A 12,749-nucleotide genomic window follows, 5' to 3' on the forward strand; every position below is an offset into this window, starting at 1 on the left:
AGGACGAGCAACGGTTTCTTCCATGGGCTAGCAGAGTAAAGACGAAAACTATGAAAGGTAAAGCGTAATCAACAGGTTAGTCGGGGAAGACGCGGTTCGTTCTCAAGTCCTGCGGTCAAGATTAAGCGGAAAATTGTTGAACGAATATGAAAGGCGGATGAAAAACTCGTTTATTTGACAGGTAGACAGGTCGGGTTCAGCTAAACCGCTGAAGCGCCTGGGGATTGGTTCTGCAGGCAAAACCGCGACGGATTCTGCACCGCTGCGCAGGCGCGCAAGGTAATTCAACAAACTTCTCTGCAATGGCCCTCAAGTGCCGGTAAAGTAAGCCATCTCTTGCCAGGGTACTCGGATGAATAGTGTGCGGATTTTGCACGGCCAGTTGCGGCCTGCATTGATGGGCTTGTTGATGGTGGTGGCCTGTGTCACCACCGTTCGAGCCGACGATGGCGTGGCGCTTACCAGCATCGAGCAGGTGCCGGACGGCGTGGAAGTGCGCGGCAAACAGGTCGCGGCCTATACCTGGGACGACCACCAAGGCAAGAACTTGCTGGTACTCGCCGAGCAAGTCAGCGAGCGTGATGACGACGGTACCCAGTCGGCATTTGTCTACGCGGCCCAGTATTTGCTCGGCGGCGACCGCCCCAAGCGTGTCTGGATGCTCTATGACGATGTGCAGCATTGCGAATTCGATGCAGGGCTGCGTTTTGATATGGCGGCAACCAAGGTCACTGACCTTGCCGGCGATGGCATTACCCAGGCCACGGTGGGTTACTCGCGCACCTGCACCAGCGATGTCAGCCCGCGTGAGTTCAAGCTGATCATGCATGTCGGCAAGTCCCAGAAGTACCGCCTGCGCGGTGTCGATCGCGTCGGTGCAAGCTGGTGGGACGAGGATGCCGGTGCCCTGCGAGGTATGCCGCTGCCTACTGACTGCAGCGTTGCCGCACAGCAGGCACTGGTCAGCCAGTACAAGGAGCAGGGCACCGAGTTGCCGCTGCCGGGCTGTTATGGCGATGAAAGCGACTTTGCCAAAGCGCCGGACAGCTACCTGGCGTTCATGCGTCAGCACTGGTTTGCACTGATGCACAAACAGGATGCCGACTGGAGCCAATCCCAGGCGCAACCTCAGGCTGAAAACCCGACCGAGGACGACGAATCGGCGCCGTGATGTTGTGCCGTGATTTGGTGCCAAGCCCGGTCCTGAGTTAGACTCGACCTCCGCCAATTCACTAAATACCTCGATTAAACAAAGGCTTGAATGAGGTATTTAATCCAAAGGCTGATCTACCTTGACTGAGTCTATCCGCAACCCACTGACCCTTTACCTCACCCGCTTGGCGCCCTCCAGCCAACTGACGATGCGCTACGTGCTGCAAGATGCCGCCGACCGCCTGGGCTATGAAGATATCAACCTGGAAGAGATCGACTGGCACCTGCTGCAACCCGAACAGGTGATTGCGCTGGTCGGCGCATTGCGCGAGGACGGCTGCGCGCCGAACACTTCTTCGCTGTATGTGAATGCGGTACGCGGGGTGATGAACGAGGCCTGGCGAATGAGCCTGATCAGCCAGGACCACCTGTTGAAGATGCGCTCGGTCAAGGCCACGCCGGGCACACGCCTCAGCCAGGGCCGTAACCTGCGCCGCACCCTGATCCGCGAAATGATGGAAGTCTGTGCCGCCGACCCACGCCCTCAAGGCCTGCGGGATGCCGCCGTGATCGGCATTTTGTATGGTTCAGGCATGCGCAAGTCGGAGTCGGTCAACCTGGACCTGGCGCAGATCAACTTCGATGAACGCAGCTTGCGTGTGATTGGCAAAGGCAACAAAGAACTGATCAAGTACGCCCCAGCCTGGGCGTTCGACAAATTGCAGGCCTGGCTGGCGTTTCGTCGCGAGCAGCTCAAGGAAGGTGAGCAGGACGATAGCTTCCTGTTCAATCGTATTCGCCGTGGCAGCCATATCACCCGTGAACGCATCACCAAGCACGCGATTTACTACATCGCCCGTCAACGCGGTGAGCAGGTGGGCGTGAAGATCATGCCCCATGACTTCCGACGCTCGTTCATCACGCGGGTGATTGAAGAACACGACCTGTCGATTGCGCAGAAACTGGCGCATCACACCAATATCCAGACCACCGCCAGTTATGACGTGCGCGATGACAACGAGCGGCGCCGGGCGGTGGACAGGTTTGATTTGTAGCTTCCAGGTCAGACACTGATTAAAACTGTGGGAGCGAGCTTGCTCGCGATTGCGGTGTGTCAGTGACAGATTGACTGCCTGATACACCGCAATCGCGGGCAAGCCCACACATTAGGGCTATGTGAGGTTTAGAGAATCGGTTTGCCGCCAGTGACCGCGTACCGCGAGCCGGAGATATAGCTGGCTTCGTCTGAGGCCAGCAGCACATAGATCGGTGCCACCTCTACAGGCTGGCCTGGCCGCCCGAGCGGTGTTTCGCAGCCAAAGCTCTGCACATCCTTGTCGGGCATGGTCGCTACAATCAGCGGCGTCCAGATCGGCCCTGGTGCCACACTGTTGACGCGAATACCCTTGTCACCCAGCAACTGCGCCAGGCCACCGGTGAAGTTGGCAATCGCGCCTTTGGTGGCGGCGTAGGCCAGCAGGGTTGGCTTGGGCATATCGGAATTGACCGAACTGGTGTTGATGATCGAGCTGCCGGCTTTCATATGCGGCAGGGCCGCCTTGCAGATTCGAAACATCGCGGTGATGTTGATATCGAAGGTCTTGACCCATTCTTCATCCTCGATCTCTTCGAGGGTTTCGTGGGTCATCTGGAACGCGGCGTTGTTGACCAGCACATCGATGCGGCCAAACTGCTCGACGGTCTTGTCCACCAGCGCCTGGCAGTTGGTTTTTTGCGCGATATCGCCCGGCAACAACAGGCATTGACGGCCCGCTTCTTCGACCCAGCGTGCGGTTTCCTGGGCGTCTTCATGCTCATCCAGGTACGCGATGGCTACGTCGGCGCCCTCACGGGCAAAGGCGATCGCCACCGCGCGGCCAATACCGCTGTCGGCGCCGGTGATCAGGGCGATCTTGTTGGCCAACCGGCCGGAGCCTTTGTAGCTCTTCTCGCCGCAGTCGGGGTACGGGTCCATTTTCTTCTGGGTGCCCGGTACGGACTGGGCTTGAGGCGCGAAGGGTGGGCGAGGGTAGTCGGTCATGTCTAACTCCATAGAACGTCAAAGGTGCTATGGAGTTAGGTGTTTTGCCGCCCGCGATAGTTGTAATGGATGGGCCACGCCCCCGACGAATGGCGTCAATCACGCGCCAGGTGAGCCGGCAAACGACGCAGGGTCCATAAGGTCACCAGCATCGCCGCCACCGCACACAGCGCGATGCCGACCAGCATGGGCGCAGGTGTATGGTCGGCAAACACGCCAACCAGCGTCATGGACACGGCCGCCGTGATCATCTGGATAGCACCGAGCAGCGCCGAGGCAGAACCTGCGACTGCGCCGTGATCTTCCATGGACAACACACCGGCGGCCGGCAATAACAGGCCGAGAAAACCGAAACCGATAAACAGCAGTGCCATCATCAAGGCGAGGTTGTCACTCCACAAGGTGGTGACGGCCAGCGCGCTCATAACCACCGCCACGCCGATCACCGACCCGCGAATCAGCGGCGCCAGGCCAAAACGCGCGCTCAGGCGTGCGGTCAGTTGGCTCATGGCGAAGAAGGACGCGGCGTTTACTGCAAAACACAGGCTGAATTGCGTAGGCGTCAGGCCGAAATACTCGATGTACACGAACGGCGCGCTGCCGATAAACACAAAGAACGTCGCCAAGCCAAACCCGCACACCACCGACAGGCCGGTGAATACCGGGTCGCGCAGCAAGGCGCCGTAGCTGCCGATCGCACTGCCCAGGGTCTTGCCCAGGCGGCGTTCGGCAGGATGGGTTTCGGGCAGTTGCACAAAGGTCATCACCAGGCACAACAGCGAAACCACTGCGAGCACCACGAACACTTCACGCCAGCTCCAGAGTGAAATCACCACGCTGCCGGCCAAGGGCGCGAGGATCGGCGAAACACTCATCACCAGCATCAGCAGGGCCATCAACCGTGCGGCTTCGTGGCCGGTGTACAGGTCACGCACCACCGCCCGTGGGATCACCATGCCGGCGCAGGCGCCAAAGGCTTGCAGGGCACGAAAACCAATCAGCACTTCAATCGTCGGCGCCAGCGCACAGCCGACGCTGGCCACCGCAAAAATCGCCAGGCCCGCGTAAATCGGCGGCTTGCGACCGTACACATCGCTGATCGGCCCGTAAAACAACTGGCACACGCCAATGATCATGAAGAACACCGTCAGGCTCATCTGCACGGCCGCCGGCGACGCCTGCAGGCTGGCACCCAGGGTGGGTAGCGCAGGCAGATAGCTGTCGATGGCGAAAGGGCCGATGGCGGTGATCAACCCGAGCAACAAGGCGAGGTGGGCAATACTTCGAGACATGGGGGTTCCGGGTCACAGCAAAAGATCGGCCAGCTTAGTGAGCTGTACCTGGGCACACAAGATGATGCTTACACAGACGCTACATTTTCCTGCGGCTTGACTGATCTTCATAAAATAAAGATTGAATAATCACACTTAATGTTATTTAAATAACAAAACAAGAGCGCTACGACCTGCCTGGTCGTGCCGCAACAAGGTGAGATAGCAATGGGCAAGATCGCAGTCATCGGCAGCAACATGGTGGATTTGATTACCTACATCGACCGCATGCCGGACCAGGGCGAAACCCTGGAAGCGCCGGGCTTTGCCCTGGGGTGTGGCGGCAAAGGCGCCAACCAGGCGGTGGCGGCAGCCAAGCTTGGCGCGCAGGTGCTGATGCTGAGTAAAGTCGGTGACGACATGTTCGCCGACAACACCCTGGCCAACTTCCAGCGTTTTGGTATCGACACCCGTTACGTGCAGCGTGTGCCGGGCGTCTCCAGCGGCGTGGCGCCGATTTTTGTGCGGGCCGATTCCCATAACAGCATTTTGATCGTCAAAGGCGCCAATGCGCATTTGTTGCCAGCGGACATCGAGACGGCCGCTGCCGACCTGCGTGAATGCACGCTGATCGTGCTGCAACTGGAGATCAACCTGGACACGGTCTACTACGCCATCGAATTTGCCCGCCGTCATGGCATTACGGTGCTGCTCAACCCGGCGCCGGCCCTGGCCGACTTGAGTGCCGAGCACCTGGCGCAGTTGGATTTCCTGATTCCCAACGAATCGGAACTGGCGTTGATCACCGGTCGCGTCGTGGACTCGCCGGACTCGGCCCGCAGCGCCGCGCGTACGTTGGTGGCCAGCGGCATTCGCCACGTGATCGTCACCCTCGGCGAGCACGGCGCGCTGTACGTGGGCGAGGAGGGCGAGTTCCAGGTGCCCGGCCAGCGGGTGGTGGCCCGCGACACTACCGGCGCCGGTGATGCGTTTATCGGTTGTTTCATCCAGCACTGGAGCCGCGACGGCGCTATTCGCCAGGCCATGGAGCAAGCGGTGGCGTATTCCGCCTGTTCGGTCACAGCGCTGGGTACACAGACCTCCTATCCCGACGCCGAAGCGTTCGCCCGTTTCCAGCAACAGCGGTAAGACTCTCAACCCAGCCCGGAGAACAATAATGAACAAACCTGCGCTGCAACAGACACCCGATGGCTTCTATCTGAACCGCACGCCCTGGTTCGCGTTTATCCTGCTGTGCAGCATTTTTGCATTGTGGGCTGCAGCGGCGAGCATGAACGACGTGCTGATCGCGCACTTCAAGAAAGCCTTCCTGCTCAGCGATTTCCAAACCGCCTTTGTGCAGTCGGCGTTTTACCTGGGGTACTTTTTCGTGGCGATTCCGGCCGCGATGGTGGTGCGCCGCTTAAGCTACAAAAGCACCATTCTGATCGGCCTGTTGCTGTACATGCTGGGCTGCCTGTTGTTTTTTCCTGCGGCGTCCACCGCCAAGTACGGCATGTTCCTGCTGGCCCTGTTTGTGATTGCCGCCGGTCTGTCGTTCCTGGAAACAGCGTGCAATACCTATTCAACCCTGATGGGTCCACGGGAAACCGGGACGCGGCGCTTGAATATCTCGCAAACCTTTCACCCGTTCGGCGCCATGGCCGGGGTGTACGTGGGCAGCTTTGTGATGTTCAAGGACACCGATGCCACCACCGAGCAACTGACGCAGATGAGCGCCTCCGAGGCGGCGGTGCAGCAGTTGCAGATGATCCAGTCCACGCTGTTGCCCTACAAATGGATGATCGCCGTACTGGTGCTGATGTTCATCCTGATCGCCATTACCCGGTTTCCGGCCTGCAAGGGCAATAACCCCGTCGACAATAAATCCGGCAGCCTGCGCCAAAGCCTGGGCCGCCTGTGGCGCAACCCGCGTTTTACCTTTGGTGTACTCGCGCAGTTTCTGTATGTGGGTGCGCAAGTCGGCGTATGGAGTTTCACCATTCGCCTGGCCATGCAGATGGGCGGCATGAATGAGCGCAGCGCTTCATGGTTTTTGCTGACCACGTTTGCCGCCTACTTTGTCGGCAAGATGATCGCCAACCTGCTGATGCGCCGCCTGCACCCGGCCCGGGTATTGGCGATTTATGGCGTGCTGTGCATTGTGCTGCTGGCCTACACCATCCTGGTGCCGAACATTTCCGCAGTATATGCGGCAGTTGGCGTGAGCATTTTTCTCGGCCCGTGCTGGCCAACCATCTACGGCCTGACCATCGATGGCCTGGGTGAGGACACCGGTGTCGGCGGTTCATTACTGGTGATGAGCATTGTCGGTGGCGGGGTGATTCCGATCTTCCAGGGCCTGTTGTCTGACGCCAGCGGTGGCAACATGCAGTTGGCCTACAGTGTGCCGTTGCTGTGCTTTATCGTGATCGTGATGTATGCGCTCAAGTGCATGCGCCAGTCGGACAGCGTGCCGTCGGGTGCGGCGGCGGTGGCCTCATGAACACGCGTATCCCGTTGTATCCGGTGCTGTTCAGCGAGCAGGAAAAGGTCTTGCTACAGTCCGAAGACTTTAAGGTCAGCGCCTGGGTTTACCCGTCCGGCGTGCTGGCCGTGGGCCTGGAGAACAGCCGTGGACGCCTGGTGGTGTTGCCTTATCAAGGGCAGATGATCTGGTCGGCGGTGTTCGACGGCTGCGACCTGACCATGACCAACCTGTTCGAGCAGCCAAGGCCCAGCCCGACCGTCATTGATACTTATGGCTGCTTTATGTTTCACAGTGGCCTGCTGCGCAACGGTTGCCCGGCGCCGGATGACACCCATGCCTTGCACGGCGAAATGCCCTGCGCGCCCATGGACACAGCTTGGCTGGAAATAGGCGAGGGCGTCCTGCGCCTGGGTGGCACTTACCAATATGCCAAGGGCTTTGGCGATCGCTACAGGGCAACCCCAAGCGTGACACTGCGCGCGGATTCAGCCCTGTTCGATATCGATATGGACGTCACCAACCTGGCCGGCAAGCCCATGGAACTGATGTACATGGCCCATATGAACTACGCCTATGTGGCCGGCGCGCGGTTTGTCGAGCCGCTGGGCATGCAGCGCCTGCGCCTGCGCACCAGCGTGCCGGACCACGTCAAGCCCACGCCGGACTGGAGCGCCTATATGGCGCAACTGGCCGAGCATCCGGCGCAGTTGGCGTGTCTCGACACACCGGCGTTGTACGACCCTGAAATCGTGTTTTTCTTCGACGACGTGGGCACAGACGCCAGCGGCCATGCACATTTTCTGCTGGACCACCCGAATGGTGCGGCGTTTTACACCCGTTATCGCCCCAAGGAGTTCGAGCACGCCGCACGCTGGATCCTGCACTCACCGGACCAGCAAGTGGCGGCGTTCGTACTGCCGTCAACCTGTGAACCCGAAGGTTATAACGCCGAAAAAGCCAAAGGTCACGTGCGTGTGCTGGCGGCCGGGGCCAGCGCTTCGTTCAGCGTGACCACCGGCTACTTGAATGCGCGGGAGCGCCAAACGTTGCTGGGTTAAACCAGCAATTGCGCGCCGCTGGCCTGGATGGCTTCTTTGTACGCTTGGGGGATTTTCTTGTCGCTGACCACGTATTGAAAGTCTGCAAGGCTGGCAAAGTGCGCAGTGCGCACCGTGTCGAACTTGCTGAAGTCCGCCAGCAGCACGCGCTGCTGGGCTTGGCGCAGGACCTTTTGCTTGACCTCGACTTCATTGAAGTTGAAGCAGGTCACGCCAAATTCCTGGCTGACGCCCGCCGCCGTCACAAAGGCCCACGTGAGGCGCACGCTGTCGAGAATGCTGCTTTCGGCGCTGCTTTCAAACACCTGGTTCTTGCGGTGAAAGGTGCCGCCGCACAGCACGATATGGCAGTTGGGCTTGTTCTGCAGCTTGAGCAACACGTTCAACGAGCTGCACACCGCGGTGAACTCCAACTCGTCGGGGATGAAATCAATCACAAACGGCGAGGTGGTACCGCAGTCAAAAAATACCGTGTCGCCGGGCTGTATCAACCGCGCAGCGAGTTTGCCGATGCGGCGTTTTTCTTCGACGTGACGCGTGCCTTGGTCGGCGACCCGGTAATCACCGGCCTCACTGCCGACCCGTGTGATGTAGCCACCGAGCAGGCGCAAATGCTCGCTGAAGTGGCTGAGGTCGCGGCGCAGGGTCATCTCGGAAACATCCAGCAGCGCCGCCATTTCCCGCAGGTGAATGGCGCTCTGGTCCTGCAGGGCTTGCTGGATAAGCTTGAGTCGCTCGGCTTTTTTACTGTCCACGGGCATTCCAGGGCTTGATTGTTTGTGTTAACTAAGTAACATTAATTGTGAATATTGTAACGCTTAATGTGAGCACCGCAACACGCGGCACACCACCATTGGCAACATACAGGCAAGGGCACGTTATATGAATACGCTTCAACCCGCAGCATTGGCCAAGTACATCGATCACACCTTGCTGGCCCCCGATGCCACCCGTGAACAGATTCGCACCTTGTGCGAAGAAGCACAGGCGCACGGCTTTTATTCCGTATGCCTGAACTCGGGGCAGGTGCCTTACGCCGCGTCCTGCCTGACCGACGATCGCGTGGTGATCTGTGCGGTGGTGGGCTTCCCATTGGGCGCCGGCCTGAGCGACACCAAGGCCTTCGAAGCCGAACGGGCGATAGCCGCCGGGGCAGGGGAGATCGACATGGTGCTCAATATCGGCTGGCTGAAGGAAGGCCTGCTTGAGGCCGTGCGCGAAGACATAGCCATGGTGCATAAAGCCTGCGGCGCCGTGCCATTGAAGGTAATCCTGGAAACCTGCCTGCTCAGCGACGAACAAAAGATCCAGGCCTGCGAAATCTGCCGGGATTTGGGCGTGGCGTTCGTCAAGACGTCCACCGGGTTCAGCCGCAGTGGTGCCACAGTTGAGGACGTGGCACTGATGCGTAAAACCGTGGGTGCCAAGGTTGGGGTCAAGGCCTCCGGTGGCGTGCGTGATTATCCGACGGCGGTGAAGATGATTGAGGCCGGGGCTACACGTTTGGGCAGCAGCTCGGGGGTTGCAATTGTGGGTGGGGAAATGGCGGCGGTGGGCGGTTATTGAAGCTTTTCCTGTACGGGTAAATACATATCCGTCAGGGTACTGACGGATATGCGCACGACCAATTTTATGTGGGGGCATTTGCAGAAAGCTGCTGTTGAGAATAGAGTAGCCAATAGCCACCAGTGGTCAACGCTCACTAAACCCAAAGTGACCTGGTATCGGAATTAATTTCAAAGGAATAAATACTTGAACTCAGCCACCAAAGGAATGGATAAAGAGATCAATAAGGCCAACCAGTTTACTTATATTATTGGTAATAATGGCGTCGGCAAAAGCCTGAAACTTGAGCTGGACGCCCAACTCGAAAGCAAACGCACTGACGTCGTTGTAATCTCCTCTGGCTTAAGTGATAAGTTTACATGGGGTGGGACAACAAAGCTGCGCAAGGCCGGCAGTTATACTTACCTTGGCAATCGTACAGTCGGCAATGCAATACATATCAATACAATTTCAGCCAATGCAACACTTAACTATGTGCAGTGCTTAAAAAGACAAACACAGGGTGCTTTTCTAAACTTACTAAGTGATATCGGATTTGATCGCCGTATCGGTATTATGCCAAGAGAGGTCAGGAAGCGTAAAAATATTGAGCAAGCGTCATTCGAGCCTGCAGAATTGAGCATGGATTTTGTCGCAGCCAATGAAGCCGTGCTTTCAAACAAAGCAAAACCTTTTGATCTTGTCTTGACCAAAAAAAATGGCTTACCGATGCAGTTTGCGAAATTTAGCTCAGGTGAGCAAAATATGATTTCAATGGCGCTAAAAATTTTATCCAGGCGCGCGTCAAACGTTATTTTTTATATTGATGAACCTGAAATCAGTCTGCACCTTGAATGGCAGCTTTCATGGCCAAAACTAATGCATGAGTTGATCGTCGATTTTTCGGGCTGCAAATTTATCGTCGCCACTCACTCTCCCGTTATGATTGTCAGTGCCTTAACGTCGGGCGCAACGTGTTACAACATGTGCAGCGATCGCTTACTGCGACGAATCAACAGTAGCGAGCTTAATATCGAGGCGCTAATGTTTGGCGAGTTCCACACTTTAACACCTCACAACAAGGCTATTTATGAGCAATATGCCCATGTTTTGCATATGGCGCTCAATTATGCGAACTCTACAATAGCTGGCGGCCATGACGTGGCGCAGGCGGGTCGCATTGAACGAGAGGTGGATAAGCTCATAGAGAAGGCTCACGCTGTATCTGCGCTGTTACAAGACAAGTCTGAACTGATTCAATCTGTTAAAGAGTTTGAAGGTGCTATAGAAGAACTTATGACGAGGGCGGCAAAAGGCGAGGGGCGCCTATGAACGCAGATTTAAAGAGATTTGTCTCGACGCTGTACCCTAACGTAAAACTCAAAAGAGACTTGGCGCTCGACCAAATTCGAAATTTCGATCGTTGTGCTAGAGGTAACTACCCTCCCTTAAAATCCGCTTGGTCCGTATTTTACAAAACTGGATACGGCAAGGAAATTCATCGGGCACTGGGAGATCATTTAAAAGAGAAGCAGCAGGGGTACTGCTGTTACTGTCAAGACAAAATATTCAGCCGTGTCAACGGTAATATCGAACATGTATTGCCTATCAAATGGTACCCCATGTTTGCTTTTACTTATAATAATTTGGCGCTCGCCTGTGCGACATGCAATGCCTTTAAATCCTCGTCTGATTGGTACCACCTCAATGCCATAACACTTCTTTATCAAGGTAATGTATTTGGATCCTACCATCCTAATATCGATACCTATGATGACCATATTGTAATGTTTCATATCAGAACCAACCATTTGCATCTCAGAACCTTCGTCGGAAAAACGCCCAAAGGCAAAAAAATCTGCAGTGATTTACTTGAGAAGGTATCAATTTTCTCTCTAAAAGAAACTGGGAATCCTATTGTGGCCAAAACACTTCAAGCATTGAATTACTATATCGAGCAAAACCCAGACGCGATGAGTGATGACCTAACGGCTATCATGAATCGACTGTATTTAAAGATTTAAATATAACTCAACTAAATAGATATTTAGCATAGTTATAATTGATATGAATATACCCCGCAGGAGAGGGCATACTCAAAGAACATTCGGCAGGCTCGTGCCAGTCAGGATTCGGTTGTCTGGGCCTATGAATTCGAATTCATCGCTGTAAGCATAAATCTGTCTAGTCGCATCGCGGATAGTTCTGCTGTTAAAAGCGGCAACAGCTTCTCTGTCTAATGAAACCATTCTTTCTGTGGCCTCATAATCACCGATTACAGCAAGACTCTTATTCAGTGGAATAAATACCCTCACATCTTTTGACGCAAACCCAAGCCCCCAGCCATCGTCAATTCGAAATGCGTGAGGTATGAGGTGTACGGGGTAATCTGAGGTGATAAACCCTGGTGAATCATCGCCGGCTTTAAGAAAAATCCATTTTCGATCGAGCAGGCATTGATGAATATCTCCAATAATATTCAGCTCCAGTGACGCATGTTTAGATGTATTCATCTCTAACGCGGCAGCAGCCCCAGGTGATTTCAAGCCTTCCTGTCCCAGTGCCGAGATAATAAGTATCTGGTGAAGAGGTTGGACGCTCTCGGCAAATGACTGCCTATCACGTGGATTTCTAGTCGCGAAAAGGGAAAAAAGCAGCAGGACAGCCTCCCGATCCATCGCATTTGAAAAGTTACTGCATTCTAAAAATCGCTTGAGTGCAGCAAGCGAAGGTCCCTCAAGCTCGCTTGCATAGGCCTTCTCAAGAATATTGGGATCTGAATGGCCGTGTAACCGGTTAAAGTGATCCTCTCCAGCGACCTTTTTCACGTTTTGCGGAAATTCTTTTTTGGCATCAAGGTCAACGCAATGGACGACATCATGCTTGCCTGATTTCGCAAAACCTCTCAAGTATCCAGCTGAAACATAGTGGTGGTAGATCGGTTCGTTCATATCAGACTCATATTCGTTGCCATTCGATTTATTGAAGGTAGCTCATGCGCCTGATTTTCGCGTCCGCGAAAACGACGGTAGCAGGCAGTGCCAGGCTTCAAATCTGACCGCCAGAGCCCCTCAGCTCCGTATAGGATGGTTCGCATAATGTATATTATGTTAAATTATGTATCACGCACTGGCGATGGTAAGTCAGCACCGCCACGCACTCAGTATGCAGCCCGCCCCGATCCAAGGCTG

General features: G+C 55.7%; 12 protein-coding genes. 8 read left to right on the forward strand and 4 right to left on the reverse strand.

The features are described 5' to 3' along the window. The first annotated feature begins 352 nt into the window (after window positions 1-352). A complete protein-coding gene (locus AOA62_RS22135) occupies window positions 353-1,171 on the forward strand; it encodes a M949_RS01915 family surface polysaccharide biosynthesis protein (RefSeq protein WP_099549752.1) in 819 nt (272 codons plus the stop codon). A 121-nt stretch (window positions 1,172-1,292) separates the two neighbouring features. After that, window positions 1,293-2,207: a tyrosine recombinase XerC gene (gene xerC / locus AOA62_RS22140; protein WP_099549753.1), complete on the forward strand. Its 915-nt coding sequence runs from the start codon at window positions 1,293-1,295 to the stop codon at window positions 2,205-2,207. 128 nt (window positions 2,208-2,335) lie between these two features. On the opposite strand, the gene AOA62_RS22145 is transcribed toward xerC, so the two are convergent. Both AOA62_RS22145 and AOA62_RS22150 read right to left on the reverse strand, forming a co-directional pair. Further along, window positions 2,336-3,193, reverse strand: coding sequence for a glucose 1-dehydrogenase (locus AOA62_RS22145; protein ID WP_099549754.1), 858 nt, complete (start codon window positions 3,191-3,193; stop codon window positions 2,336-2,338). Between the two features lie 95 nt (window positions 3,194-3,288). Next, window positions 3,289-4,485 carry a multidrug effflux MFS transporter gene (locus AOA62_RS22150; RefSeq protein ID WP_017135711.1) on the reverse strand — a complete coding sequence of 399 codons (1,197 nt, stop codon included), beginning with the start codon at window positions 4,483-4,485 and terminating at the stop codon, window positions 3,289-3,291. A 207-nt stretch (window positions 4,486-4,692) separates the two neighbouring features. Here AOA62_RS22150 and rbsK point away from each other — a divergent pair, with 207 nt between their 5' ends. Genes rbsK through AOA62_RS22165 form a run of 3 tightly spaced genes read left to right on the forward strand, consistent with a single transcriptional unit; the run spans window position 4,693 to window position 8,013 of the window. Next, complete coding sequence (gene rbsK / locus AOA62_RS22155) at window positions 4,693-5,613, forward strand: ribokinase (protein ID WP_017135710.1); 921 nt, start codon at window positions 4,693-4,695, stop codon at window positions 5,611-5,613. Window positions 5,614-5,641: 28 nt separating this feature from the next. Next, the gene (gene fucP / locus AOA62_RS22160) at window positions 5,642-6,970 is read left to right on the forward strand and encodes an L-fucose:H+ symporter permease (RefSeq protein ID WP_099549755.1); all 1,329 of its coding nucleotides are present in this window, start codon (window positions 5,642-5,644) and stop codon (window positions 6,968-6,970) included. Continuing rightward, the gene (locus AOA62_RS22165; RefSeq protein WP_099549756.1) at window positions 6,967-8,013 is read left to right on the forward strand and encodes an aldose 1-epimerase family protein; all 1,047 of its coding nucleotides are present in this window, start codon (window positions 6,967-6,969) and stop codon (window positions 8,011-8,013) included. The genes fucP and AOA62_RS22165 overlap by 4 nt, the downstream gene beginning before the upstream one ends. On the opposite strand, the gene deoR is transcribed toward AOA62_RS22165, so the two are convergent. Then, window positions 8,010-8,768 (reverse strand): DNA-binding transcriptional repressor DeoR, encoded by a 759-nt coding sequence (gene deoR / locus AOA62_RS22170; protein ID WP_017135707.1) that lies wholly within the window; start codon window positions 8,766-8,768, stop codon window positions 8,010-8,012. The genes AOA62_RS22165 and deoR overlap by 4 nt on opposite strands. 127 nt (window positions 8,769-8,895) lie before the next feature. Here deoR and deoC point away from each other — a divergent pair, with 127 nt between their 5' ends. From deoC to AOA62_RS31540, 3 genes are all read left to right on the forward strand, one after another. Beyond that, window positions 8,896-9,579, forward strand: a complete 684-nt coding sequence (deoC, locus tag AOA62_RS22175) for a deoxyribose-phosphate aldolase (protein WP_099549757.1) — start codon at window positions 8,896-8,898, stop codon at window positions 9,577-9,579. 186 nt (window positions 9,580-9,765) lie between these two features. Continuing rightward, complete coding sequence (locus AOA62_RS22180) at window positions 9,766-10,890, forward strand: AAA family ATPase (protein WP_143521900.1); 1,125 nt, start codon at window positions 9,766-9,768, stop codon at window positions 10,888-10,890. Next, window positions 10,887-11,582, forward strand: a complete 696-nt coding sequence (locus AOA62_RS31540) for an HNH endonuclease (RefSeq protein WP_143521901.1) — start codon at window positions 10,887-10,889, stop codon at window positions 11,580-11,582. Before AOA62_RS22180 ends, AOA62_RS31540 begins: the two co-directional genes overlap by 4 nt. Window positions 11,583-11,654: 72 nt before the next feature. Here the strand turns inward: AOA62_RS31540 and AOA62_RS22190 are convergent, their stop codons facing one another. Next, window positions 11,655-12,509 carry a DUF4238 domain-containing protein gene (locus AOA62_RS22190; RefSeq protein WP_099549760.1) on the reverse strand — a complete coding sequence of 285 codons (855 nt, stop codon included), beginning with the start codon at window positions 12,507-12,509 and terminating at the stop codon, window positions 11,655-11,657. Window positions 12,510-12,749: the final 240 nt, after the last annotated feature.

The organism is Pseudomonas sp. 2995-3, from assembly GCF_002742565.1.
Classification (GTDB): domain Bacteria; phylum Pseudomonadota; class Gammaproteobacteria; order Pseudomonadales; family Pseudomonadaceae; genus Aquipseudomonas; species Aquipseudomonas edaphica.

Coding starts and splice junctions, on each gene's coding strand:
- AOA62_RS22165 (WP_099549756.1), top strand. CDS start 6,967: ATGAACACGCGTATCCCGTTGTATCCGGTGCTGTTCAGCGAGCAGGAA.
- AOA62_RS22190 (WP_099549760.1), bottom strand. CDS start 12,509: ATGAACGAACCGATCTACCACCACTATGTTTCAGCTGGATACTTGAGA.
- AOA62_RS22135 (WP_099549752.1), top strand. CDS start 353: ATGAATAGTGTGCGGATTTTGCACGGCCAGTTGCGGCCTGCATTGATG.
- AOA62_RS22145 (WP_099549754.1), bottom strand. CDS start 3,193: ATGACCGACTACCCTCGCCCACCCTTCGCGCCTCAAGCCCAGTCCGTA.
- rbsK (WP_017135710.1), top strand. CDS start 4,693: ATGGGCAAGATCGCAGTCATCGGCAGCAACATGGTGGATTTGATTACC.
- deoC (WP_099549757.1), top strand. CDS start 8,896: ATGAATACGCTTCAACCCGCAGCATTGGCCAAGTACATCGATCACACC.
- fucP (WP_099549755.1), top strand. CDS start 5,642: ATGAACAAACCTGCGCTGCAACAGACACCCGATGGCTTCTATCTGAAC.
- AOA62_RS22150 (WP_017135711.1), bottom strand. CDS start 4,485: ATGTCTCGAAGTATTGCCCACCTCGCCTTGTTGCTCGGGTTGATCACC.
- AOA62_RS31540 (WP_143521901.1), top strand. CDS start 10,887: ATGAACGCAGATTTAAAGAGATTTGTCTCGACGCTGTACCCTAACGTA.